Source organism: Rubrivirga sp. S365, assembly GCF_032248475.1.
GTDB lineage: Bacteria > Bacteroidota > Rhodothermia > Rhodothermales > Rubricoccaceae > Rubrivirga > Rubrivirga litoralis.
This window is the reverse complement of sequence record NZ_JAVTTN010000001.1, coordinates 1,961,618-1,984,089: the sequence shown is the minus strand read 5'-3', so window position 1 is coordinate 1,984,089 and position 22,472 is coordinate 1,961,618. Positions and strand designations below refer to the sequence as shown.

At 74.0% G+C, this 22,472-nt stretch carries 22 protein-coding genes; 13 read left to right on the top strand and 9 right to left on the bottom strand.

The window, feature by feature from the left end:
* The first annotated feature begins 45 nt into the window (after positions 1-45).
* The 8 genes from RQM47_RS08585 (at position 46) to RQM47_RS08550 (ending at position 6,428) form a co-directional block, all read left to right on the top strand.
* On the top strand, positions 46-984 hold the full coding sequence (locus RQM47_RS08585) for a ring-cleaving dioxygenase (protein ID WP_311662505.1): 939 nt from the start codon (positions 46-48) through the stop codon (positions 982-984).
* The gene (locus tag RQM47_RS08580) at positions 984-1,691 is read left to right on the top strand and encodes an alpha/beta hydrolase (RefSeq protein WP_311662506.1); all 708 of its coding nucleotides are present in this window, start codon (positions 984-986) and stop codon (positions 1,689-1,691) included. The genes RQM47_RS08585 and RQM47_RS08580 overlap by 1 nt, the downstream gene beginning before the upstream one ends.
* A 196-nt stretch (positions 1,692-1,887) precedes the next feature.
* Positions 1,888-2,796, top strand: coding sequence for a DUF5996 family protein (locus RQM47_RS08575; protein WP_311662507.1), 909 nt, complete (start codon positions 1,888-1,890; stop codon positions 2,794-2,796).
* An 88-nt stretch (positions 2,797-2,884) separates the two neighbouring features.
* Positions 2,885-3,469, top strand: coding sequence for an NAD(P)H-dependent oxidoreductase (locus RQM47_RS08570; protein WP_311662508.1), 585 nt, complete (start codon positions 2,885-2,887; stop codon positions 3,467-3,469).
* Positions 3,470-3,617: 148 nt separating this feature from the next.
* The gene (locus RQM47_RS08565; protein WP_311662509.1) at positions 3,618-3,995 is read left to right on the top strand and encodes an MliC family protein; all 378 of its coding nucleotides are present in this window, start codon (positions 3,618-3,620) and stop codon (positions 3,993-3,995) included.
* A gap of 111 nt (positions 3,996-4,106) precedes the next feature.
* Positions 4,107-4,901 carry a TrkA C-terminal domain-containing protein gene (locus RQM47_RS08560; RefSeq protein WP_311662510.1) on the top strand — a complete coding sequence of 265 codons (795 nt, stop codon included), beginning with the start codon at positions 4,107-4,109 and terminating at the stop codon, positions 4,899-4,901.
* A 185-nt stretch (positions 4,902-5,086) separates the two neighbouring features.
* Positions 5,087-5,539, top strand: a complete 453-nt coding sequence (locus tag RQM47_RS08555) for a hypothetical protein (protein ID WP_311662511.1) — start codon at positions 5,087-5,089, stop codon at positions 5,537-5,539.
* 1 nt (position 5,540) lies between these two features.
* Positions 5,541-6,428, top strand: a complete 888-nt coding sequence (locus RQM47_RS08550; RefSeq protein WP_314008503.1) for an SMP-30/gluconolactonase/LRE family protein — start codon at positions 5,541-5,543, stop codon at positions 6,426-6,428.
* 198 nt (positions 6,429-6,626) lie between these two features.
* On the opposite strand, the gene RQM47_RS08545 is transcribed toward RQM47_RS08550, so the two are convergent.
* From RQM47_RS08545 to RQM47_RS08515, 7 genes are all read right to left on the bottom strand, one after another.
* Positions 6,627-8,255 carry an ATP-binding protein gene (locus RQM47_RS08545; protein ID WP_314008501.1) on the bottom strand — a complete coding sequence of 543 codons (1,629 nt, stop codon included), beginning with the start codon at positions 8,253-8,255 and terminating at the stop codon, positions 6,627-6,629.
* 72 nt (positions 8,256-8,327) lie between these two features.
* Complete coding sequence (locus RQM47_RS08540) at positions 8,328-9,137, bottom strand: HAD family hydrolase (protein ID WP_314008500.1); 810 nt, start codon at positions 9,135-9,137, stop codon at positions 8,328-8,330.
* A 131-nt stretch (positions 9,138-9,268) separates the two neighbouring features.
* A complete protein-coding gene (locus RQM47_RS08535) occupies positions 9,269-10,066 on the bottom strand; it encodes a M48 family metallopeptidase (RefSeq protein ID WP_314008498.1) in 798 nt (265 codons plus the stop codon).
* A gap of 247 nt (positions 10,067-10,313) precedes the next feature.
* Positions 10,314-12,065, bottom strand: a complete 1,752-nt coding sequence (locus tag RQM47_RS08530; RefSeq protein ID WP_314008496.1) for an amidase — start codon at positions 12,063-12,065, stop codon at positions 10,314-10,316.
* A 121-nt stretch (positions 12,066-12,186) separates the two neighbouring features.
* Positions 12,187-12,561 carry a TerB family tellurite resistance protein gene (locus tag RQM47_RS08525; protein WP_311662517.1) on the bottom strand — a complete coding sequence of 125 codons (375 nt, stop codon included), beginning with the start codon at positions 12,559-12,561 and terminating at the stop codon, positions 12,187-12,189.
* 19 nt (positions 12,562-12,580) lie between these two features.
* Entirely contained in the window at positions 12,581-12,838 is a 258-nt protein-coding gene (locus tag RQM47_RS08520) for a hypothetical protein (RefSeq protein WP_311662518.1), read from the bottom strand.
* A 76-nt stretch (positions 12,839-12,914) separates the two neighbouring features.
* Positions 12,915-13,532, bottom strand: a complete 618-nt coding sequence (locus RQM47_RS08515; RefSeq protein WP_311662519.1) for a sigma-70 family RNA polymerase sigma factor — start codon at positions 13,530-13,532, stop codon at positions 12,915-12,917.
* A 118-nt stretch (positions 13,533-13,650) separates the two neighbouring features.
* Here RQM47_RS08515 and RQM47_RS08510 point away from each other — a divergent pair, with 118 nt between their 5' ends.
* Positions 13,651-14,043 (top strand): antibiotic biosynthesis monooxygenase family protein, encoded by a 393-nt coding sequence (locus RQM47_RS08510; protein ID WP_311662520.1) that lies wholly within the window; start codon positions 13,651-13,653, stop codon positions 14,041-14,043.
* Between the two features lie 103 nt (positions 14,044-14,146).
* Here the strand turns inward: RQM47_RS08510 and RQM47_RS08505 are convergent, their stop codons facing one another.
* Positions 14,147-15,415, bottom strand: a complete 1,269-nt coding sequence (locus RQM47_RS08505; RefSeq protein ID WP_314008493.1) for a glucose-1-phosphate adenylyltransferase — start codon at positions 15,413-15,415, stop codon at positions 14,147-14,149.
* 350 nt (positions 15,416-15,765) lie between these two features.
* Between RQM47_RS08505 and RQM47_RS08500 the strand changes: the two genes are divergently transcribed.
* Complete coding sequence (locus tag RQM47_RS08500) at positions 15,766-19,209, top strand: DUF4175 family protein (protein WP_314008491.1); 3,444 nt, start codon at positions 15,766-15,768, stop codon at positions 19,207-19,209.
* A 136-nt stretch (positions 19,210-19,345) separates the two neighbouring features.
* Here the strand turns inward: RQM47_RS08500 and RQM47_RS08495 are convergent, their stop codons facing one another.
* Positions 19,346-19,858, bottom strand: coding sequence for a hypothetical protein (locus tag RQM47_RS08495; RefSeq protein WP_311662523.1), 513 nt, complete (start codon positions 19,856-19,858; stop codon positions 19,346-19,348).
* Between the two features lie 128 nt (positions 19,859-19,986).
* Between RQM47_RS08495 and RQM47_RS08490 the strand changes: the two genes are divergently transcribed.
* The 3 genes from RQM47_RS08490 (at position 19,987) to trhA (ending at position 22,462) form a co-directional block, all read left to right on the top strand.
* The gene (locus RQM47_RS08490; RefSeq protein ID WP_311662524.1) at positions 19,987-20,769 is read left to right on the top strand and encodes an ABC transporter ATP-binding protein; all 783 of its coding nucleotides are present in this window, start codon (positions 19,987-19,989) and stop codon (positions 20,767-20,769) included.
* A gap of 111 nt (positions 20,770-20,880) precedes the next feature.
* On the top strand, positions 20,881-21,456 hold the full coding sequence (locus RQM47_RS08485) for a cob(I)yrinic acid a,c-diamide adenosyltransferase (protein WP_311662525.1): 576 nt from the start codon (positions 20,881-20,883) through the stop codon (positions 21,454-21,456).
* 361 nt (positions 21,457-21,817) lie between these two features.
* Positions 21,818-22,462: a PAQR family membrane homeostasis protein TrhA gene (gene trhA / locus RQM47_RS08480; RefSeq protein ID WP_311662526.1), complete on the top strand. Its 645-nt coding sequence runs from the start codon at positions 21,818-21,820 to the stop codon at positions 22,460-22,462.
* Positions 22,463-22,472: the final 10 nt, after the last annotated feature.

Genomic DNA, 22,472 nt, shown 5'->3' with positions numbered 1-22,472 from the left:
TCCATGCCGGGGCGCCCGCTCTTCTCTGTCCTACCTGCTTAGACCATGTCCTCCCCCGTCACCGGGCTCCACCACGTCACCGCCATTACGGGCGCCGCCCAGGCCAACGTCGACTTCTACGCCGGCCGCCTCGGCCTCCGGCTCGTCAAGAAGACGGTCAACTTCGACGACCCCGGCACCTACCACCTCTACTACGCCGACGGCGATGTCCGCCCGGGCTCCGTGCTCACGTTCTTCCCGTGGGCGGGCGCTGCACCGGGCCGCCCGGGACCGGGCGAGACGACAGCGACGGCCTACGCCGTGGCGCCGGGCGCGATCGATGCGTGGCAAAGCGTATTCGCCGAGGCGGGCGAGGACGTGGGCGAGCGGTTCGAGCGGTTTGGCGAGTCGGGCTTGCGGCTCCGCGCGCCAGACGGCTTGACCCTGGAGATGATCGAAACCGACGGAGCCGACGGGCAGTGGGCCGACGGCCCCGTTCCGGTGGACCAAGCGCTCGGTGCCTTCCACAGCGTCACGCTCTGCTCACGCGCGCCCGAGGCGACGGCGCGCGTGTTGACGGAAGCCTATGGCTACCGTGAGCAGGGACAGGAGGACGGCCGGATCCGGTTCGTCAACGACACCGCCGACTATGCCCGCTACGTCGACCTCTCGTGCGAGGCCGTCGAGGGCGCGGGCCGAAACGGGAGCGGGACCGTCCACCACATCGCCTTCCGCGTGCCGGACGACGAGGCCGAGCTCGAGGTCCGCGAGGTACTCTTGGGGATGGGCCTCCAGCCGACGCCCCAGATCGACCGTCAGTACTTCCACTCCGTCTACACGCGTGAGCCCGGCGGCATCCTCTTCGAGGTCGCGACCGACCCGCCCGGATTCGCCACCGACGAGACAGAAGCCGAGCTGGGCCGTTCGCTCCAGCTCCCGCCCCAGTACGAGCCCAAGCGGGCCGCCATCGAAGCCCGCCTCGCCCCCCTCTCCCTCCCCTACTGATGACCGCCGACCCCCACACCGACGCGGGCGTCCACACGCTCGTCTCCGCAGACTCCCCCCACACGGTCCTTGTGCTCTGCCACGGCCGCGGGGCCACCGCGACGTCTCTCGAACCGCTCGCGCAGGCGGTCGCGCGGCCCGGCGTAAGCGTGCTCGCACCGCAGGCGGGCACGATCCAGGGGGTGCCGCAGTGGTACCCGAACAGCTTCCTGGCCCCGCTCGCCGACAACGAGCCCGCGCTGAGCGGGGCGCTCGCGGCCGTCGAGCGGGCCGTCGAGGACGCCCGCGCGCTCGGCGTGGGCGACGCCCAGATCGTGCTCGGCGGGTTCAGCCAGGGCGCGTGCCTGGCCGCCGAGTACGCCGCGCGCCACGCTCGGCGCTGGGGCGGGGTGGTCGCGCTCTCGGGCGCGCTCATCGGCACGGCCGAGGCCGACGACGCCTCACCCCGCCCAGAACTTGCGGGCGCAGGCGGCGCCTACCCCGACAAGGCGTTCGAGTACGACGGCGACCTGGCCGGCACGAGCGTGTTCCTGGGCTGCGCCGAGCGCGACCCGCACATCCCGCTCGCGCGCCTGGAGCGCTCGGCCACTGTCCTGACGGACCTCGGCGGCGACGTGACCAAGCGCGTCTACCCCGGCGGCACGCACGCGGTCGTGGACGACGAGGTCCAGTTCGTGCGCGAGCTCCTGGACTACCTCGCCTGCTGAGCCCGGTGACTAGTGCCATGGCGAGGGGTCCCGCGCGCGGTGGCCGGCGGGGCCGCCCGCCCAACGACCACCCCGCCCCGCCCGGCCTGAACGCCGACGGCGTCTGAGCGCCGATAACGCCGCAGACCACCCGGTCCTGCACGAGCCCGGCCCGTCTGGCGCTCCTAACTCACGCTCCCCCACCTCCAACCGACCTATGACCTGGCCGCCCCTCCCGCTCGACGACTGGCAGGACACGTACGACACGCTCCACCGCTGGACCCAGGTCGTCGGCAAGGTCCGCATGGAGGGGACGCCGTGGGTCAACCACTCGTGGCACGTCCCGCTCTACGTCACCGCGCGCGGGCTCTCGACCGGGCTCGTCCCCTCGCAGGGCGGCTTCGAGGTCGAGTTCGACTTCGTCGACCACCGGCTGAGCATCTCGACGACGCAGGGCGAGCGACGCTCGTTCGCGCTCCGCCCGATGACCGTCGCCGCGTTCTACGCTTCGTTTACCGAGGCGCTTGCCGACCTGGGCATTGAGGTCGAGATCCTAGCCCGGCCCGTCGAGCTGGAGGACGCGACGCCGTTCCCCGACGACACGGAGCACGCGGCCTACGACGCCGACGCGGCGCAGCGCCACTGGCGCGTGCTCGTCCAGGCCCACCGCGTGTTCACCGACTTCCGCGCCCGCTTCCTGGGCAAGGTGAGCCCGGTCCACTTCTTCTGGGGCGCCTTCGACCTCGCCGTCACGCGGTTCTCCGGCCGCGAGGCGCCGACGCACCCCGGCGGCGTCCCCAACTGCGCCGACTGGGTGATGGAGGAGGCGTACTCGCGCGAGCTCTCGAGCGCCGGCTTCTGGGCGGGCGCGGGGTTGGGCGAGGCGGCGTTCTACGCCTACGCGTACCCGCAGCCGGAGGGGTTCTCGGAGTGGGCGGTCGAGCCCGCGGCGGCGTACTTCCACGACGACCTGGGCGAGTTCGTGCTGCCCTACGAGGCCGTGCGGACGGCCGATGACCCGGACGCCGTGCTCATGGAGTTCCTACAGAGCACCTACGAGGCCGCCGCCGACCTAGCAGACTGGGACCGGGCGGGGCTGGAGCGCGAGTCGGCCCCTCCGGCCTGACGGCCCTCGCGGCCCCTACGTCCCCACCCCGCCCGGCCTCTACCGTCTGGCCTCCCCCCGGCTCCTACCGCCCGACCCCACCCCGCCCATGAGCGCTCCCTCACCGACCCGCGTCCTCGGCTTCGCCGGCAGCCTCCGCACGGGCTCTTACAACCGCGCGCTCCTGCGGGCGGCGCAGGAGCTCGCACCGGAGGACATGACGATCGACGTCTTCGACCTCCGGGGCGTCCCGCTCTACAACGCAGACGTGGAGGCCGAGGGCGACCCGGAGCGCGTGGCGGCCCTTAAGGAGGCTATCCGCGCCGCTGACGGTGTGCTTATCGTCACGCCGGAGTACAACCACGGCGTGCCGGCGGTGACCAAGAACGCGGTCGACTGGGCCTCGCGGCCGCCGCGGTCGGCGCCGCTGGGGGGCAAGCCGGTTGGCATCATCGGGGCGTCGCCGGGCATGACGGGGTCGGCGCGCGGGCAGAGCCAGCTCCGGCAGGCGTTCGAGTTCACGAACTCGTTCTGTATGCCGCAGCCGGAGGTCCTGGTCGCGCGCGCTCACGAGAAGTTCGACGCCGATGGGCGGCTAACTGACGAGACGACGCGGACGTACCTCGGCCGCTACCTCGTGGCGCTAGCGGCCTGGATCGACCGTTTGCGCGAGCCATCCGGCGCAAACGACTGAACACACGCCCCGCCCTCGGGCGCCCGCCGAAGAGGGGCGCTAGCGGCCCCGGCGGAGCCGTTGTGTTCCCGTCACGTTACACAACCTCATCCCCGTTACTTCTCGCGGCAGAGCGCCTACCCGTCCTGCCGCCCGCTCTCTACTCCCCATGCGTCTTTTCCTAACCGTCCTCCTCATCGCTGCCGTTCAGGGGTGCTCGTCTCCCAGCAACGAGACTACGGCTGAGCTCACACCCGAGCCGACGGCGGAGCCCGCGGCCGCGGCCGCCCCGCAGACGATGTACACGTGCGAGAGCGGGAGCACGATCCAGGCCTCCTACCCGACGACCGAGACGGCCGTCGTGGAGTACGAGGGCCAGACGCTCCCGATGACGATCGCGGTGTCGGGCAGCGGCTCCCGCTACGTGGGCGACGAGCTCGAGTGGTGGACGCAGGGCGCGGGCGTCGGCTCGGAGGGCACGCTTTTCCGCCACAACAGCGACGGCACGAGCGGCGAGATGGTCGAGTCCTGCGAGGCGTCGGCCTAGCCCGGCGCGCCAGGCGCGGGTCCGTCTCGGGCGCTCGGTTCCGTGCGTCGGGGAGGGTCCGCGAAGCCTCCTCGATACGGACCCCAAACAGACACGGGTGGCCGGGATCATATGGGAGCCCTGCTCACGCTCTTGCTGTTCGTCACGCTCTCGGTGCTCATCAACCAGATCGCCGCCAAGGCGCTCATGCTGACGGGCCTGTCCGAGGACGTGGCGCGCTTCCAGGCCCGCTCGGTCTCGACCGGCACGGGCTTTACCACCTCGGAGGCAGAAAACATCACCAAGCATCCGGCCCGGCGGCGGATCGTGATGACCCTGATGCTCCTGCACAGCGCGGGACTGGTGACGATCCTCGGCACGGGCATCGCCTCCTTTGCTGAACCGTCGGGCACGACCGTCGTGCTCCGGCGGGTAGTGCTCCTCGTGGCCGGCGTGGTGGGCCTGTTCGCACTGTTCAAGAACCGACGGTTTAGCCGCGCGCTCGACCACGCGATCGAGCACGTCCTGCGGCGCTACACCACCCTCACCGTGCGCGACTACGAGGCGCTGCTCCGCCTGCGCGAAGGGTTTCGCGTGGTCCAGTTCGAGATCGAGGAGGGCACGTGGCTGGCGAACAAAACGCTCCGGGAGCTGAACCTGCCGGAGGAGGGCGTCACGGTGCTCTCCATCCTGCGCCCCGACGAGACGGCCGCCGCCGTGCCCCGCGGCTCGTACCGCCTCCACGTCGGCGACAAAGTCGTCCTGTACGGGAAAGAGGATCGGGTGGCGGAGTTGAGGAGCCGGCCGCGCGGCCGGCCCGGCGAGGGGGCACGGGTCGAGGCGCAGCAAGAACACGCAGAGACGGAGCGACAGCAGGACGTCCAGCAGCGGGCGTACGAGAACGAGAAAGCCTGGACGACGCGCTGACCGAACGCCTAGCTCCCCCTTGTCCTACGCACCCGTTCTCCGTCACCCCCTCACTTGTCGGGTCTCCACCACATTACCGCCACCACTGACCGCGCACCTTCCCGAACGCGGCGGAACGCCTACAGCGTGACCGAGCTTCGACATCTACCGTCCCACACGCGCAGCGACACCTGAATCCCCGACCCATGAGCGACGACCCGACGAGCCCGCGCGTGCCCTACTGGCACCTTTACACCGACGACGACGGCGTGAGCCGGCAGCGGCTCTGCCACATGACGGCGTTCGAGTTGGAGTCGATCTCGCCGCCGGCCGACCCGCAGTGGCTCGGGGAGAAGCACCACGACGGCATGACGGTCCTGTTCACGGTCCAGCCGGCCGGCTGGACCGGCACGTGGCACGAGAACCCGGCGCCCCAGTGGATCGTCCCGCTCTCCGGCGCCTGGTGGGTGGAGTCGATGGACGGCGAGCGGCGCACGTTCGGGCCGGGCGAGATCTCGTTCGGCGAGGACCAGGGGACGGTCGAGCGGGGCGGCAAGAGCGGTCACCGCTCCGGCACGGCGGGCGACGAGCCGGCCGTCCTGATGATCGTTCAGTTCGACTCGGAGCGCGACGCCACGACGCCCTGCCGGTTCGACTGACATGGTCCTGCACACTCCAACTGTCGTCGCCGAGAACTTCTGCTGGGTGGAGGGGCCGCTCTGGGTGGACCGCCTAGACGGCCTCCTCGTGAGCGACGTCAAGGCAAACACCATCTTCCTGCTCCGCCCGCCCGTCAGCGAGGGCGGGGCGTGGACGCGCGAAGTGTTCCTCCGTCCGTCCGGCACCTCCAACCCCCACCCGCCTGGCGAGGAGCACGGGGCGAACGGCCTGTCCCTCGACGCCGACGGCCGCCTCCTGCTGTGCTCGCACGGCGAGCGCGGCGTGTTCGTGCTCGACGAGGAGCGGTGGACCCGGCGGCCTTTGGTAACGCGCGTGCGCGGGCGGCGTCTGAACTCGCCCAACGACGTCACGGTGTGCCCGGCCTCGGGGGCCGCCTACCTTACCGACCCGCCGTTCGGGCTCGACGACACGTTCGACGACCCGCGCCGCGAGACCGACGTGTGCGGGATCTACCGCGTCGACGCCGCGACCGGCGCCGTGACTCTGGCCTCGGACGCGCTCCACGCGCCAAACGGGATCGCCTTCTCGCCTGACGGTCGGACCGCCTACGCGACCAACTCGAAACCGCCGCACGGCCGCTACGTCGCGTTCGACGTGGGCGCCGACGGCACGTTCGGTCCGCCGCGCACGCTCCTGGACACACCAGACGCAACGTACGAGACGGGGATGCCGGACGGGCTGGCGGTGGCCAGCGACGGGACGGTCGTCGGCGGCGGGCCGGGCGGGGTGTACGTGTTCTCGCCCGAGGGGGAGTTTCAGGAGCGCGTCGACGTGGAGCCCCTCGCGTCGAACGTGGCGTTCGGGAGAGGCGGACGGTCGCTGTTCGTGACGGCGGGCGAGCGAGTGGTCCGGTTCGAGGTGGACTGATACGGGGTCGCTGAGTTCGCATAGCACTCGCCACCCCGCTCCTCTCCCACGTGTACAGGCCAGGGAGAGGAAACCTCGTAGCGGGCGCCGGGGCGGGGCGGGCGCACTGCGAACCTTCAGAGCGCGCATGAGACCGAGAGCGACTGGCCTACCACGGTCATCGGAACAGAGTTATGCAGTACCCGCCCGCGACGGCGCTCAAGAGGACGAGGGTCCCCCCACCCCGCCCACGATCCACGCCGGCACCGGGGCGGCCGGGAGGCGGACTGTGAACGCGCTGCCCACTCCGGGCTCGCTCTCGACCGAGATCGTCCCGCCCATGAGATCCACGAGCCGCTTGGTGATCGCGAGGCCCAGCCCGTTCCCCTCGTGGGTCCGCGCGTAGCCGGTCGAGGCCTGGGCGAACTCGTCGAACAGGCGGGGCGCGAACGCCGGGTCGATCCCGATCCCGCTGTCCTCCACGCGGAGCCACGCGCGCCCGTCGTCGACGCCGACCTCGACCACCACCCCGCCCTCGTCGGTAAACTTGATCGCGTTGCCGACCAGGTTGTTCAGGACCCGGTGGAGCGCGGCCGAGTCTGCGAGCGCCCGGACCGGGGGGCCGACCACGTCGAGGGCCACGCCGCGCTGCTCGGCGAGCGGGGCCAGGAGCCGGGCCACCTCGGCGGCCTCGCCTCGGAGGTCGACGGGCGCCGCCTCGAACGTGAACGAGCCGCCCTCGAGCTGGGCCAAGTCGAGGACCGAGTTTAGCGTGCCCTGGAGCCGCTGCGCGCTCCGCACGATGATGTCGACGGCCTCGCGCTGCTCCGTGCCCACCTCCTCGGCGAGCACCTCGGCAAACCCGAGGATGCCCGTCAGCGGCGTTCGGAGCTCGTGGCTCATGTTGCCCAAGAACGCCTCCTTGATCCGGAGCATCTCCTCGGTCCGCTCGCGGGCCACGCGCTCGGCCTCGAACCGGATCGAATCGGTCACGTCCGTGATCGTCCCGGCCGCCCCCCGGACCGCCCCGCCCTCGCTGCGGAGGAGCTGGACGTGGACCTCGACGTGGCGGACGCCGCCGCCGGCCCGGAGCAGCCGGCACTCGTGGCGGACGTACGGGACGGCGCCCGAGAGGAGCGACCGGAAGTTCCGCGCCACCTCGGCGTGGTCGTCGGGGTGGATCACGTCGAGGCACGGGCGGCCCAGGCTCTCGGCGACCGCGTGGCCCGTGACGGTCTCCCAGGCCGGGTTCAGGAACGACCACCGGCCCTCGGCGTCGGCCTGCACGACCACGTCGCGGACGCTCTCGACGACGCCCCGGTAGCGGGCCTCGGACTCCGTCCGGCCGTCGAGCGCGAGCGTGAGGGCCACCTCGCTCTCGACGATGTCGGCCAGGTCGCGGAGCGTAGCGCGGTCGTCGGCCGTCCACGCCCGGGGGTCGCGGTCGATGGCGCAGAGCGAGCCCAGCGCGTAGCCGTCGGGGTCGCGGATCGGGACGCCGAGGTAGGCGCCGACGCCGATCTCCGTCACGGCGGGGTGGTCGCAGGTCTCGCCCGCGCGGGCGTCGTCGAGCTGGTACAGCCGGCCCGTCCGGGCCACCCGCTGGCAGAGCGAGTGCGAGAGCGGGGTCCCCGCGGTCCACGGGTCGGACAGCCCCTGCTGGCTCTTGAACACCTGGCGCTCGTCGTCGACGAGCGAGACGAGCGCGATGGGCACGCCGACGACCCGGCACACGAGCCGGGTCAGTCGGTCAAAGCGATCCTCGGGCGGGGTGTCGAGCAGGCCCGTCGCCAGGAGGGCGCGGAGCCGGCGGTCTTCCAGGAAAGCGGGGGCGGGGTGAAGCGACACGGCCGGCTCGGTCTTGAGGGAGCACCCGTCCTAACGGGCAATCCGCCCCCTACGATCCGCCCGGCCGTCCCGTCAGGACTCTCCCCCCCGCCCCGCCCGCGTGGGCCGGGATGGCACGGTGGCGTGCGCGGGCGGGGCGGCCGGGTCGGCGCTCGCGCCGAGCGCGTCGCGGGCCGGCGCGAGCACGGCGAGCAGGTCGGACGTCGTGGCGAGCACGAGGTCGGCGCCCTCGCGGACCAGCTCGTCCTCGGTCCCGAACCCGCACAGCACGCCGACGGCCTGCGCGCCCACCGCCCGCGCCGTCTCCATATCGACCGTCGTGTCGCCGATCACGAGGCACGCCTCGGGCGCCACGTTCATGGCCTCGGCGGCATAGACGAGCGGGTCAGGGTAGGGCTTCATGCGCGGCGTCGTCTGCGCGCCGACGACGGCCGCGAACAGGTCGGCCACGCCGTGGTGCGCCAGGAACGCCCGGATGCGGACCTCCCCGCCCGTCGAGAAGGCGCTCATGGGGTAGCGCGGGGCGAGGGCGCGGAGCATCTCGGCCACGTCCGGGACGAGGTCGTGGGGCACCTCGTCGGCGGCCTCGGCGGGGTGGCGCTCGGCCCGGTTCCGCTGGGCGATGGCCCGCGTGAGGAGGCCCTTGAGCGCCGCCAGCTCGTCGTCCAGGCCGTAGCGGTCGATGGCCCCGTACGCCGCGTTGACCGGGCTCTCGGCGCCCATCACGATGCGCCGCGCGAGCTCGGCCGCCCGGCGCCCGCTCAGGAGCGGGAGCGCGTCGAGGACGCCGGCGATCTGCGCCACGAGGTGGTCGTCGGTGTCCGAGAGCGTCCCGTCGACGTCGAAGACGAGGGCCTGGACGCGGGCGAGGTCGAGGGGCATGGTGCACGGTGAGCGGCGCGGAAGATGGCTCCCCCGCCCCGCCCGGCGCAACCGACAGAGAGCGGACCGCCCCGCCCACAACAGAGCGGGCGGGGCGGGGCGTGGGTAGGAGCGAGGGCGGGGCGGCGGCCCTACAGCTGCGCGGCGCGGCGGCGGACGGCGGAGAACCGGCCGTCGGTCAGGCGCAGGTCGCGGCCGTCGTACGGCCGGGCCAGCTGGCGGACCGTCTGCATCCGCTCGGACGAGAGCGGGTGGGACCGGAGCAGCGCGATGCCACCGCCCCGCTCCTCGGCCGCGAGCCGCTCCAGCAGCTGGGCCAGCCCCTCCGGGTCGTACCCGGCCTCGGCCATAACGCGAACGCCGACGGCGTCGGCCTCGCGCTCGTCGGCGCGCGAGAACGAGGCGAACGCGCCCTGCGCCGCGATCTGGGCCGCGATCTGCGTGACGGCGCCGGGGTTGCGGCCGAGGACCATGCCGGCGATGGCGTTCGTCTCGTTGCTCTTCGAGAGCCGCTGGGTCCCGTGCCGCTCGACGCCGTGGGCCACCTCGTGCGCGATCGCGCCGGCCAGCTCGCCCGCGCTCCCCACGTTCGCGATGAGCCCCGTGTTTATGTACACCAGCCCGCCCGGCACGTTGAACGCGTTGACGGCGTCGTCGCGGACGACGTAGAACCGCCACGGCAGGTTGTCGACGCCGGCCGCGCGGACCATCCGCTGGCCCATCTCGCGGACGTAGCCGGTCACGAGCGGGTCGTTGGCGAGCCGGAGCTCCTGTCTCAGCTGGGTCTCGAGCTGCTGCCCGAGCTGCCACTCCTCCTCGACCGAGTAGTAGTTGGTGCCGGCGAGCGTGGCGCAGCCGGACAAGGCCGTGAGGGCGACGAGCGCGGCGAGGACAGGCGCGCGGAACGCGCGGGCGGGGTGGCGGGACATGGCAGCGGGGGGAAGGGGACGACCAACGATACCCACCGCCCCGCTCACACTCCGTGCCGACCGCCCCGCCCCGCCCCATTGCGAGGAGAGGCGGGCGCGGGCGGGGCGGCGCGTCCACGGGAAAAGACGCAGGGCTCCCGAAGCACGCTTGAGAAGGGTACAGGGTGCGAGGTACAGGTACGTGGCCCGACCCGTCTGCTTCGAGCCTGCCCCGTACCGAGTACCCCGTACCCACCCGGAGGGTGCTCTAGCTCACCGGCGGCCGGCGCGTGTGGAAGTCGGTCGCCTCCTGGACCGCGTGGGCCAGGCGCAGCGGGAGGTGGTCCTTCCAGAGCGGCCCGAGGAACGTGACCGAGTGCGGGCTCCGGCGGTCCGCGGAGCCCTCGACCGGGAAAAAGCCGTTGGGGACGACCGCGGCGGGGTGGCCCGTCAGGTTCGTGATCGCGAGGCCGGCGTTCCCGAAGCTGGGCGTGACGAGCACGTCGAGGCCGTCGAACAGCGCGGCCATCTCGCGCATGAGGACGGTCCGCAGCCGGTTCGCGTTGAGGTAGTCGACGGCCGGGACGAGGTGGCCGTGGCGGAACACGTTGGGCCACGCGTCGCGCGTCTGGCGCACGAGGCGGTCGACGCCGCCCGAGCGCGTGAGGCCGTCGAAGGCGGCGGCGGCCTCGGCCTCCAGGATCAGGAGCAGCGCGTCGACCGGCACGCCCGACGGGAGCGCGACGGGCTGGGCGTCGACGCCCAGCCGCTCCAGCACGGCCAGCGTCGCGCGGTCGGCCGCCCCGCCCGCGCCGTCGGCCTCGAAGGCGCCGGCGAGGACGCCCACCCGGAGGTCGCCGAGCGGGGAGGCGGGGTCGAACGGGAACGCGGGGTCAGGAGCGAGGGCGGGGCGGGCCGCCTCGGGGTCGGCCCCGCGGAGGGCGTCGAACACGAGGGCGCAGTCGACGGCCGACCGCGCCATCGGCCCGAGCTTGTCCATGCTCCACGAGAGCGCCATCGCGCCGCGCGTGGGCACGCGCCCGAACGTCGGCCGGAGGCCGGTCACGCCGTTCCGCGTCGACGGCGAGACGATCGAGCCCAGCGTCTCGGACCCGATGGCGAACGGGACGAGCCCGGCGGCGACGGCCGCGCCCGGCCCGGCGCTCGACCCGCTCGCGCCCTCGTCCGGGTTCCAGGGGTTCTTGGTCGTCCCCCCGAACCACACGTCGCCCCAGGCCAACGCGCCCAGCGTGAGCTTGGCGACGAGCACGGCGCCGGCGGCCTCCAGCTTGCTCACGGCGGCGGCGTCCTCGTCGATCACTTGGTCGCGGTACGGCTCGGCGCCCCACGTCGTGGGGTAGCCGCGGGCGGCCAGCAGGTCCTTGGCGCCGTACGGGATGCCGTGGAGCGGACCGAGGTCGATGCCCGCCGCGAGCTCGGCGTCGCGCGCGCGGGCCGTCTCGAGCGCCCGCTCGCGCGTGAGCGTCACGACGGCCTGGAGCCGGCTGTCGAACCGCGCGAGCCGGTCCAGGAACAGCTCAGCGAGGCCGACAGCCGTGACCGCCCCGCCCCGGAGGAGCGCGCCCAGCTCGGGGATCGACGCGAACGCGAGGTCCTGGTCCGACGGCCGGCGCCGAACAGCGGCCGGCATGGAGACCGACGCGCCGGCGCCCGGGGCGGGGCGGGCCTCCCCGCTCAGACCGAGGTCGAGCGCGAGCGCCGGCGGCACGCTGTTAGGCGGCTCGGCGGCGCGGATCGCCGCGAGCTGCTCCAGCCGGTCGTTCACGTCGTCGAGCATGAGCTCGCGCTGGTCCGGCGTGAACGAGAGCCCGAAGACGGCCTCGGCCGCCGCGATCTCGCCGACCGTCACCGGCCGGCTCTGGGCCTCCGGCATGGGCACGGCGCCCGGCGGGGCGCCGGGGGCGGGGCGGTGGTCCGCGAGCGGAGCGGGCAGCGCGGCGACGGGCAGCGCGGCGCCGGCGGCGAGCGTGGAGGCGAGAAAACGGCGGCGGCTGTGCACGGCTGGACTGCGGAGTGGAGAATGCGCAAAGGTGCCCACCCCGCCCGCCGAGCGCAAGGGCGAATCGCGGGCAACGAGGCCCAAGCCGACCACCCCGCCCTGCCCCACGGATCCCCACCGCCTACGGCTCTTCCAACCCCCACGCCTGGGCAATGTGCCGGAGGACGGTCCGCTCCATCGTGTGGACCACGCCGTCGGCGTCGGCCACGCGGACGAGCGCGGCGTGGGCGCGGGCCAGCAGCGGCGGGCCGACGGCGTCGCGGAACCGGGCGACGACCGTGTCCAGTCCGACCACGCTGAGGTCGCCGTAAACCTTGACGGCCGCCTCTACGACCGCGCTCAGGTCAGCCCCGCTGTGGACGTCGGGGTCGAGGAGCGTCGAGAGCCGCCCCAGCTGCTCGACGAGCACGTGCGTTTCGCGCGGGTCCAGGTCGGCGTCGGTCCCGTGGGCGACGACGAGCGTGAGCACGGCGAGGTCAGCGAGCGGCGTAGGCATGGGCGGGGCGGTCTCGGCCCTACGGCTCGGCCCGCTCCGGCGCCTGCGACGCGTCGCGGAGCACGGCGACGAGGCACGCGAACTCCTCCCGGCACCCGGGGCACGTCTGCAGGTGCTCCTCAACGAGCGGGAGGGCGGCCGCCGCGTCCAGGCCGGCCAGCTCCATCTCCGCAAAGTGGTCGACGTGGACGTAGCAGTCGCCACACGGGATCTCACCGGGGTGCGCGTTGAACACGCGCCGGACGAGAAAGCGGAGGACGTCGGGGGTGAGGGTCATGGTGTGCCGTAGACGCCGGCGGGCGGGGAGGTCTTACAGCGGCGCGCGGGCCGCCCCGCCCGCAGCACGTGGTGGCCTAGAGGTCGAGAAGGTCGTCCGGCCCCAGGCCGCGGTCCTCGAACGCCCGCTTGAGGCGGAGCCGGGCGTCGTGGAGCAGCTTGTAGAGCGCGTTCCGGTTCGTGTCCAGCCGCCTGGCCACCTCGTCCATCGGCATGCCGGCGAGGACGGCCTTGAGCGCCGTCTGCTGTCGCTCGGTGAGGTCCTCGTCGATGAGGCGGCGGACGAGGGCGGCGGCCTCGCCCTGCTCCATCACCTCGTCGGCGCCGGGCTCGGGGGCCGCCGGCGGGTCGGCCACGACGGCGTCGAGCGAGACGTTCTCCCACCGCTTCCGGCGGAGCTCGGAGAGCGCGATCCGCACGGCCACCTTCTGCGCCCACGTCGTGAACCGGGCGTCGCCGCGGAACTGGCCGACCCGGTCGCGGACGTGGAGCAGCGCCCGCTGCACGAGGTCCTCGGCGAGCGCGTCGGCCCCGCGGTCCACGCGCGGCGCGAGTGTGACGTGGAGGGCGCGCAGGAGGACCGGGCGGAGGTCGGCGAGGGCGGCCTCGGCCTCGGGGCCGTCCGAGCCGAGCGCGGCCACCCACTCGTCGTTCGTGCGGTCGGGGCGGGGGTCCGGGCGGCGCCGAGGGAGCACGGGCGGGGTGGGAGTGGGCGGGGCGGAAGCTACGCGCCCCGCCCGCGCCTCGATCCGACCGCCCCGCCCGGGCCTCGGCCCGCCGCGGGCGGGGCGGAAACCCCACCCCGCCCCGCCCGTGCGACCGGCCCGTCCGCAGACGCGCGCGGGCGGGGTGGCGACCGACGCCGCCCCCGCCGACCACCAGCCCCCCGCCCCCATCGCCACCCCGCCCCTGCTCCGCACCGTCCGCATGACGTTCCGGCCCGACCGGCTGGGCGACTTTCTCGCCCTCTTCCGCGAGGCCCGCCCGCGGATCGCCGCCGCGCCCGGGTGCCGGCACCTCGAGCTGTGGGAGGACGCCCGCTTCCCCAACGTGCTCACCACGTTCAGCCACTGGGACAGCGCCGACGCCCTCGACGCCTACCGCCGCTCCGACCTGTTCCGCGAGACGTGGGCCGAGACCAAACCCTTGTTCGCCGCCCCGCCCGTGGCGCACAGCCAGTTTAGAATGTGGAATTCGGAAGGTTGAATGCGGAAGGTGCCTGCCCCAAACTCGGGGGCGGGGCGGCGAGGGGCGGGGTTCGAACCCACGGGCCGCCCCCTTTCCGCCTTCCGCATTCACCATTCCGCATTCAGATGACCGTCCCGTCGGGGACGATGGCGTTTTTGGGGAGCACGACGATGCCGTCGCGGATGTACCAGCCGTCGCCGTCGGCGTCGGTCACGCCGTCCTCGTTCGTGATCCGGCAGTCGGCGCCGACCTGGACGTTCTTGTCGATGATCGCGCTCTCGACCACGCTCCCGCGGCCGATGCCCGGGCTCGGCGGCGGGTCCACGCCGGGCCGCCGCGCCGGGTCGCGCCACGGGAGGTAGTCGGCCCCGAGCATGACCACGTGCCGCAGCGCGGCGCCCTCGCCCACGTACGACCGGATCCCGACGACCGAGCCCTCGACCGTCGCCCGCGTCACGACGGACGCCTCGGCGATCATCGAGTCGACGACACGGGAGTCCTGGATCTTGGCCGGCGGGAGCATCCGCGAGTTCGTGTAGATGGGCGCGTCCTCGTCGTAGAGGTCGAACGACGGCACCTTCGAGGCCAGGTTCAGGTTAGCCTCGTAAAACGACCGCACGGTCCCGATGTCGGACCAGTAGCCGTCGTGGGGGTAGCTCACCACGCGCCGCGAGCGGATGGCGGCCGGGATGATCTCCTTGCCGAAGTCGGTCTCGCCGGGGTTGGCCAGGAGCACCTCGCGGAGCACGTCGCGCTCGAACATGTAGATCCCCATCGACGCCAGGTACACGCGGCCCTGCTCGCGCATCCGCTCCGAGACCGGGCTGTCGAGGCCGTCGAGCTGGTCGCGCGCCGGCTTCTCGCGGAACTCGGTGATGACCCCGTCGGCGTCCGTCTTGAGGATCCCGAACGCCGGCGCCTCGTCGGCCGTCACCGGGACCGTCGCGACCGTGAGGTCGGCCCACGTCGAGCGGTGGTGGTCCGAGAACGTGTTGAAGTCCATCCGGTAGAGTTGGTCGCCGGAGAGGACGAGCACGCGCCGGTGCGGGTAGGCGTTGATGTGCTGGAGGCACTGGCGCACGGCGTCGGCCGTGCCTTGGTACCACTGCTCGGAGTCCGGCGTCTGCTCGGCGGCCAGGATCGTCACGAACCCGTGGCCAAAGCGGTCGAAGCGGTAGGCCCGCGAGACGTGCCGGTTGAGGCTGGCCGAGTTGTACTGCGTGACGACGAACATCCGCAGCAGCTCGCTGTTGATGCAGTTCGAGATCGGGATGTCGATGATCCGGTACTTCCCGGCGAGCGGGACGGCCGGCTTCGAGCGGTGGGCGGTGAGCGGGAAGAGCCGGGTCCCGGCGCCGCCGCCGAGGATGACCGCGAGCGTGTCGCGCATGGGGAGCAGGTGTGAAGGGCAGCCTAGATACGGAAGCCCGCCGCCAGCGTTCGCCGCCCCGCCCACAAACGAGCCGACATCGTAGGGGCGACCGGCGGTCGCCCGCTCGGGACCCCGCCCGCGACCGCCCCGCCCACGCGACACGGGCGGGGTGATCCCCCCGACCGCACGATTCGACGGATCGTACCCGGCCGCCCCGGCCGATTCACCGCCCCGCCCGTGCCGTGCGGGCGGGGTGGAGACCACCGGGGCCGCCACCCGCCGCCCCTACGTGCTGGGCAATCGCCCACCGCCCCGCCCCGTTCGCGCGGGACGGTCCGCTACCTTCCGGCCGCCCCGCCCCGCCCCGCATGTCCACCCCGCTCGCCGACGCGCTCCGCCGCCGGATCCGGCACGCCCGCCGGCGGCTGACGGCGGCGGCCGTGGCCCAGGGCGTGCTGGTCACGGGCGGGGTGGTCGCCGCCGTGGCCCTGGTGGCGGTCGCGGCCGAGGCCGGGTTCTGGCTGGGCGTCGAGCTACGGACGGCCGTGTTCTGGCTGCTCGCCGCGCTCCTCGCCGGGCTGACGGCCGCGCTCGTCGTCGTGCCGCTCCTGCGCGGGGCCGGCGTGCTGCCCGGGCTCGACGAGCGCGCCGTCGTCCGCCGCGCCGGCCGCGACTACGCCGGCGTCGACGACCGGCTCGCCACGTTCCTCGACCTCGCCGACGGCCACGCCTCGGGCGGGGCGGGGCGGCTCCACGAGGCGGCCCTCGACGCGCTCGGCCGCGAGGTCCGGGACGTCCCCTTCGAGCGCGTCCACGCCTTTGGGCCGGCGTGGCGGACCGCCCGGTGGGCCGCGGTTCCGGCGCTCCTGCTCGCCGCCCTCTTTCTCGGCGCGCCGTCGACCGTGGGCGGGGCGGCGGCCCGACTCCTCGCGCCGGGCGTCTACTTCGCCCCGCCCGCCCCCTTCCGCCTCGACGTGTCGCCGGGCGACGCGGCCGTGTCGCGCGGGGCGAGCCTGCCCGTCGCCGTCCGGGCCGCCGGGCGCGAGCTGCCGCTCACGGCGCGCCTCGAAGTCGGCCGCGCCGACGAGCGGGCGACCGAAACCGTCCGCCTCCAAGCTGACGCTGACGGCGCGTTCGCCTACACCGTCGAGGACGTCCGGGCCGACATGCGCTACCGCGTGCTGGCCGACGGCGTGCGCTCGCGGTGGTACGAGATCACGGTCGAGAACCGGCCGCTCGTGCGCGGGGTCCAGGTGACGGTCGCCCCGCCCGCGTACAGCGGGCGCCGGGCGCGGCGGCTGCCCGAGGGCGTCGGCGACGTGACCGGGCTCGTGGGCTCGGGCGTCCGCGTCCGCGTGCGGCTGGGCGGGACGCGGCCCGAGGCGGCGTGGCTCCAGGTGGCGTGGGAGGACGGCCGCACGCAGCGGGTCCCGCTCCGCGTCGAGGGCGACCAGGCGTCGGGCGGGTTCGGGCTCCGCGGCGGCGGCACGTATTCGGTGCGCCTGGAGGCCGGAAACGGGCTCCAGAACGCGGACGCGGCGACGTACTCGCTGGGCACGCTGAGCGACGGGCCGCCGCAGATCGCGCTCCTGGAAGGCGCCGAGGACCCGCTCTCGGGCGACGCCCGGCGCCTCGTGTTCCGCGTCACCGACGACTTCGGGTTCTCGGGCGGCGCGCTCGTCTACCGCGTGGCGGCGTCCGAGGGCGGGGTGGCCGGCCCGCTCCGGCGGCTCCGCCTCCCGGTCCGCTCGCGGCCGCTCGACCAGGAGGTGGCCCTCGACCTCCGCCTGCCGGGCATCCGCCCCGGCGCCACCGTCGAGCTCTACGGGACCGTCCGCGACAACGACGGGCGGGGCGGCAAGGCGGCGCGGACGCCCTCCTTTACGCTCCGCTACCCCACGCTCGCCGACCGCCTCGACGCCTTCGACGCCGACCGCGACTCGGCGGCCCAGGCGCTCGACGAGCTCCAGGAGACCGCCGAGGAGTCGGGCGAGCGGTTCCGCCGGCTCCGCGACGACCTCCGCCAGTCGCTCGACCCGGACTGGGAGGACCGCCGCCAGGTCGAGGAGCTCCTGCGCGAGCAGTCCGAGCTGGGCGAGCAGGCGCAGGGCCTCCGCGAGCAGATGCAGCGCCTATCCGAGCAGATGCAGCGCCAGGACCTCACCGACGAGGCCACGCGCCAGCGGTTCGAGCAGATGCAGCGCGTGATGGACGAGCTCGACACGCCCGAGCTCCGCGACGCCCTCGAACGCCTCCGCGACGCGATGGAGCGGCTCGACCTCCAGGAGATGCTCCAGGAGTCCGAGGAGGCCGCCCAAACCGAGGAGGAGTTCCGCCGCCGCCTCGAACGGGCCATGAGCCTCATGAAGCGGCTCGAGGCCGCCGTCGAGATGGAGGAGGCCGCGCGCCGCGCCGAGGACCTCGCTGAGACCGAGGAGCGGCTGGCCCGCGAGACCGAGGCGATGCGCCCCGACCGCCCCGCCCCCGGCGAGAACGAGCCGGAGCGGGGTGGCGAGCCGACGCCGCCCCGCCCGAACACGCCGGCCGAGCGCGAGCGGCTGGCCGAGGAGCAGCGCCGGGCCGCCGAGGACGCCGAGGCCCTGGAGGAGCAGCTAGAGAACGCGCGCGAGGCGGCCGACGACGTGCCCCGCGCGCCGACCGAGGCCCTGGAGCAGATGATGGAGCAGATGCAGCAGGACGGCGGGCTCCCGCAGCAGATGGAGCAGAACGCCCAGCAGCTCCAGCAGAACCAGCTCCAGGACGCCCAGGAGGGGCAGGAGGAGATGTCCAAGCAGCTCCGCCAGATGGCTCAGAAGATGCGCCAGCAGAGCGCCCAGATGCAGGGCCAGCAGGCCCAGGTGGACCAAGCCGCCCTCCGCCGCTCGCTCGAAGACGTCCTCACGCTGTCGCGCGAGCAGGAGCGGCTGGCCGGCGAGACGCAGGCGATCCCGGCGCGCAACCCCGCCCTCGTGCCCGTCGCTCGCCGCCAGGGCGAGCTCCGCGACGGGCTCGCGGCCGTCACCGACACACTCCGCCGCGTGGCCCTCTCAGTCCCCCAGCTCGGCCCCGACATCGACGAGCGGGCCGGCAACGCGCGCCGCGAGATGGCCGGCGCGCTGGAGCAGCTCGCCGAGCGCCAGTCGCGCCAGGGCGCCGCCCACCAGCGGACGGCCATGTCGCACCTGAACGAGCTCGCACTCCTACTCTCGAACCTGCTCGACCAGCTCCAGAATCAGAGCCAGCAGCAGGGCGGGGAGGGCCAGGGGATGCCGCAGAAGATGCAGCAGATCGGCCAGCAGCAGCAGCGGCTCAACCAGCGCATCCAGCAGATGCTGAACGAGTCGGCCGGCGAGCGGCTCTCGCCTGGGGAGGGCCGGCGGATGCGGCAGATGGCGGAGCAGCAGGAAGCCCTCCGGCGCCAGCTCCAGCGCGCCGTCGAGGGGGGCGGGGCGGGGCTGGAGCCCGGCGACCGGAGCGCGCTCAAGCGCGTCGAGGACCAGATGCGCGAGGCGGCCCAGGACCTGCGCCGCGGGCGCGCCGACCGGCGGACGGCCCCGCGCCAGCAGCAGATCCTCGAGAAGCTCCTCGAAGCCGAGGAGTCGGTCAACCAGCGGGGCCGCGAGGAGCAGCGCGAGGCGCAGACGGGGACCGCCCGCCCGGACCCCGACCGCCCCGCCCCGCCCCGGACCGAGCGGCCGGCCGAGCGCGTCCGCCGCGACCTGATCCGGGCGCTCGAGAGCGGGTACGCGTCGGACTACCAGGACCTCATCAAGCGCTACTTCGAGCGCCTCCAGCAGCGGACCGGCGGGTGAGGGTCCGAGGGCGGGGCGGGCGTCGCGCGCCCGTCACCGCCCCGCCCGCCGTCTGCTCGGGCGGGGCGGGGCGGCTTCGGCCACCTCGCAGAAAGGCTCGGGCGGGGTGGCGCCTCTGTACCTCCCCCGCCCCGCCCTACTCCGCCGGCTGGACATCGCCGTAGCTGACGACGCCGTTCCGGCCGTCGACGAGCAGGAGCCGCGTGAGGGCGTCGTCGCCGACCGGCGACACCTCGCGGCCCTGGAACGTGAACGTGCAGATCGTCGACGTGACGGCGTCGTCGCACGGCTGGCCGATGAGGCGGAGGCGGCCGTCGCCGTCGAGCCGGTAGAGCGCGAGCCCGCCGGCCACGCCCGAGACCACGTTGACCTGGTACACGCCGGTCTCGCGGAACGGGAGCGGGTTGGGGTACGGCACCTGGATCGTCTGGACGAGGCCCCCGTAGGCCGGCCCGATCCGCCAGTCGCCCGCGTCCTCGGCGACGACCGCCCCGCTCGCGTCGGTCCGCGTGTAGCCGGAGGGCGGGGAGAACGCCTGGTCCTCGAAAAAGCGCTGCTCCTCGACGGTCGCCCCGTCGCAGGCGGCGAGCAGCGGGAGCAGGGCGAGGGCGGCCAGGAGCGGCGCGAGCGGGGCGGGGCGGCGGGGCATGGGCGGCGGGCGAACCGGAGCGACGGGCGCGCGGTAACGGCCCGCCCCGCCCGTTGGGTCCGCCTGTTCGCGCGCCGTGTGGACCTGAGGGCGGGGCGGCCGCGCTCCGCTCCACCCCGCCCCCGCCCGTGCCCCACCTTGCCGCCCACGACCTGTCCGTCTCGCTGGGCGACCGGTCGGTGCTGCGCGACGTGTCGTTCGCGGTCGCCGAGGGCGAGCGGGTCGGGCTCGTCGGGCCGAACGGGGCGGGCAAGACGACGCTGCTCCGCGCCGCCGCCGGGCTCCTCCCCTACTCGGGAACGCTCGCGCTGCGCGGGCGGGGCGTTCGGGCGTGGCCGGCGCGCGAGCGGGCGCGCGAGGTGGCCCTCGTGCGGCAGCAGGCGGACCTCGCCGTCGACTTTACGGTCGCTGAGGTCGTCGGGCTGGGCCGCGCCCCGCACCTCGGGTGGCTGGCAGCGCTCGGGGGCGATGACCAACGCCGCGTGGCCAAGGCCCTCGCCGCCGTCGACCTGGCGGCGTTCGCGGACCGGCCGGTTCCGGAGCTCTCGGGCGGCGAGCAGCAGCGGGTGTTTCTGGCCCAGGCGCTCGCCCAGGACGCCCGGCTGTTGCTCCTGGACGAGCCCACGGCGCACCTCGACGTCCGCCACCAGCTGGACCTGCTGGCCCGCGTCCGCGCGCTGGGGGCGGCGGGGCGGACGGTCGTGGCGGCGGTCCACGACCTGGAGTTGGCGGCCCGCTTTGCCGACCGGCTCTGGGTGCTCGCGGGCGGCCGGCTCGTCGCCGACGGGCCGCCGGCGGACGTCCTCCGCCCCGCCCTTCTGCGCGACGTGTTCGGGGTCGAGGCCGAGGTCGACACGGACGCGGCCGGCGTCCGCATCCGGTACTTTGGAGCGTTGGGAAGTGGAACGTGAGAGGCGAGGAGCGAGAAACGCACGGGGCGGGGTGGCGCCACTCGCCAGGACGCTGCTCCCTATGAACGTTCACGCCCCGCCCTTCCCCCTTCTCCTTTTCCCCTCTCCCCCTTGAAAGTCTACACCCGCACCGGCGACGACGGCACGACTGCCCTGTTCGGCGGCGGCCGTGTGGCCAAAAGCCACCCCCGGATTTCTGCCTACGGGACGGTCGACGAGGCCAACGCCGCGCTCGGGATGGCCCGCGCCGCGCTCGGCGACCAGAGCGGGGCGGACCGCGCCGACGCGCTCCTCGCGCGGCTCCAGGAGGAGCTGTTCGTGCTCGGCGGCGACCTCGCCTCGCCCGGCGACGTCACGTACCCGGTCCCGCGGATCGAGGCGCCGCACGTGGCCGCGCTCGAGGCCGACATCGATGCGCTGACCGCCGACCTCCCCGCCCTCAAACACTTCGTGTTGCCCGGCGGCACGCCGGCCGCCGCCGCGCTCCACCTCGGGCGGACCGTCGCGCGCCGGGCCGAGCGACTGGTCGTCGAGACGGCGGCGCTGGAGGAGGTGTCGCAGGACGCGCTCCACTACCTCAACCGGCTCTCGGACCTCCTGTTCACGCTCGCGCGGTGGGTCAACCACGCGGCCGGCGTGGCGGAGCCAGTGTGGGCGCCAGTCGAGCGCGGCTCGGGGGGAGAGTAGGGCGGTAGGTCGATGAGTCAGTAAGGCGATCGATCAGTAAGAGACTGTTTGGTAGAGGTCCGGCCCTCCCCCACCGGGGGAGGGCCGGACCCAAAGGGCGGGGAGGGTGATAGGCGTCGGAGCGGCCGTCGAGGGCGGGGCGGCCGCCCCGGGTCCCCCCTGGCTGCGCCGACCTGACGGTTCCCGGCCTCCCCCCGCTGGGGGGAGGAGACTCGAAGCCGGCTACCCAACAGCCTTTAAGCGTCAGCCCCTCGCGCCACGAGGGCGGGGTGGCGTAACGTTTGCGGGGTCTGCTCCGACACACCACCCCGCCGCCCCACCGGCCCGAGCAACCGCCGCTCCCCGCGCGCGTACCGACGCCATGTCCACCCCGCCCTACTCCCTCCGCGAGGAGGTCGCGAGCGCCGTCACCCACGGGCTCGGCGTACTTCTCAGCGTCGGCGCCGGCGCCGTCCTCATCACGCTGGCCGCCCTGACGGCCGACGTGTGGACGATCGTCGGGGCGTCGGTCTTCGTGGGGACGCTCGTCCTGCTCTACTCGGCGTCGACGCTGTACCACGCGATCCCGTTCGAGCGCGCGCGGGCGCGGCTGCGGACCGCCGACCACTGCGCGATCTACGGGCTCATCGCCGGGACGTACACGCCGTTCCTCATCGGCGGCCTCCGCGGGCCGTGGGGGTGGTCGCTGTTCGCGGTCGTGTGGGCGCTGGCGCTGGCCGGCATCGTGTTCAAGCTGTTCTACACGGGCCGCTTCCAGGTGATCTCCACGTTCCTCTACGTGGCGATGGGCTGGCTCGTCGTCGTCGCCACCGGCCCGCTCCGCGAGGCGCTCCCCGGCTCGACGCTCGCGTGGCTCGTCGCGGGCGGGGTGGCGTACACGGCCGGCGCCGCGGTCTACCTCAACCGGCGCATCCCGTACGGCCACGCCGTGTGGCACCTGTTCGTGCTGGCCGGGAGCGTGTGCCACTTTGCGGCCGTCCTGCTCGAAGTCCTGCGCGTCGCGTAGCCGCCCCGCC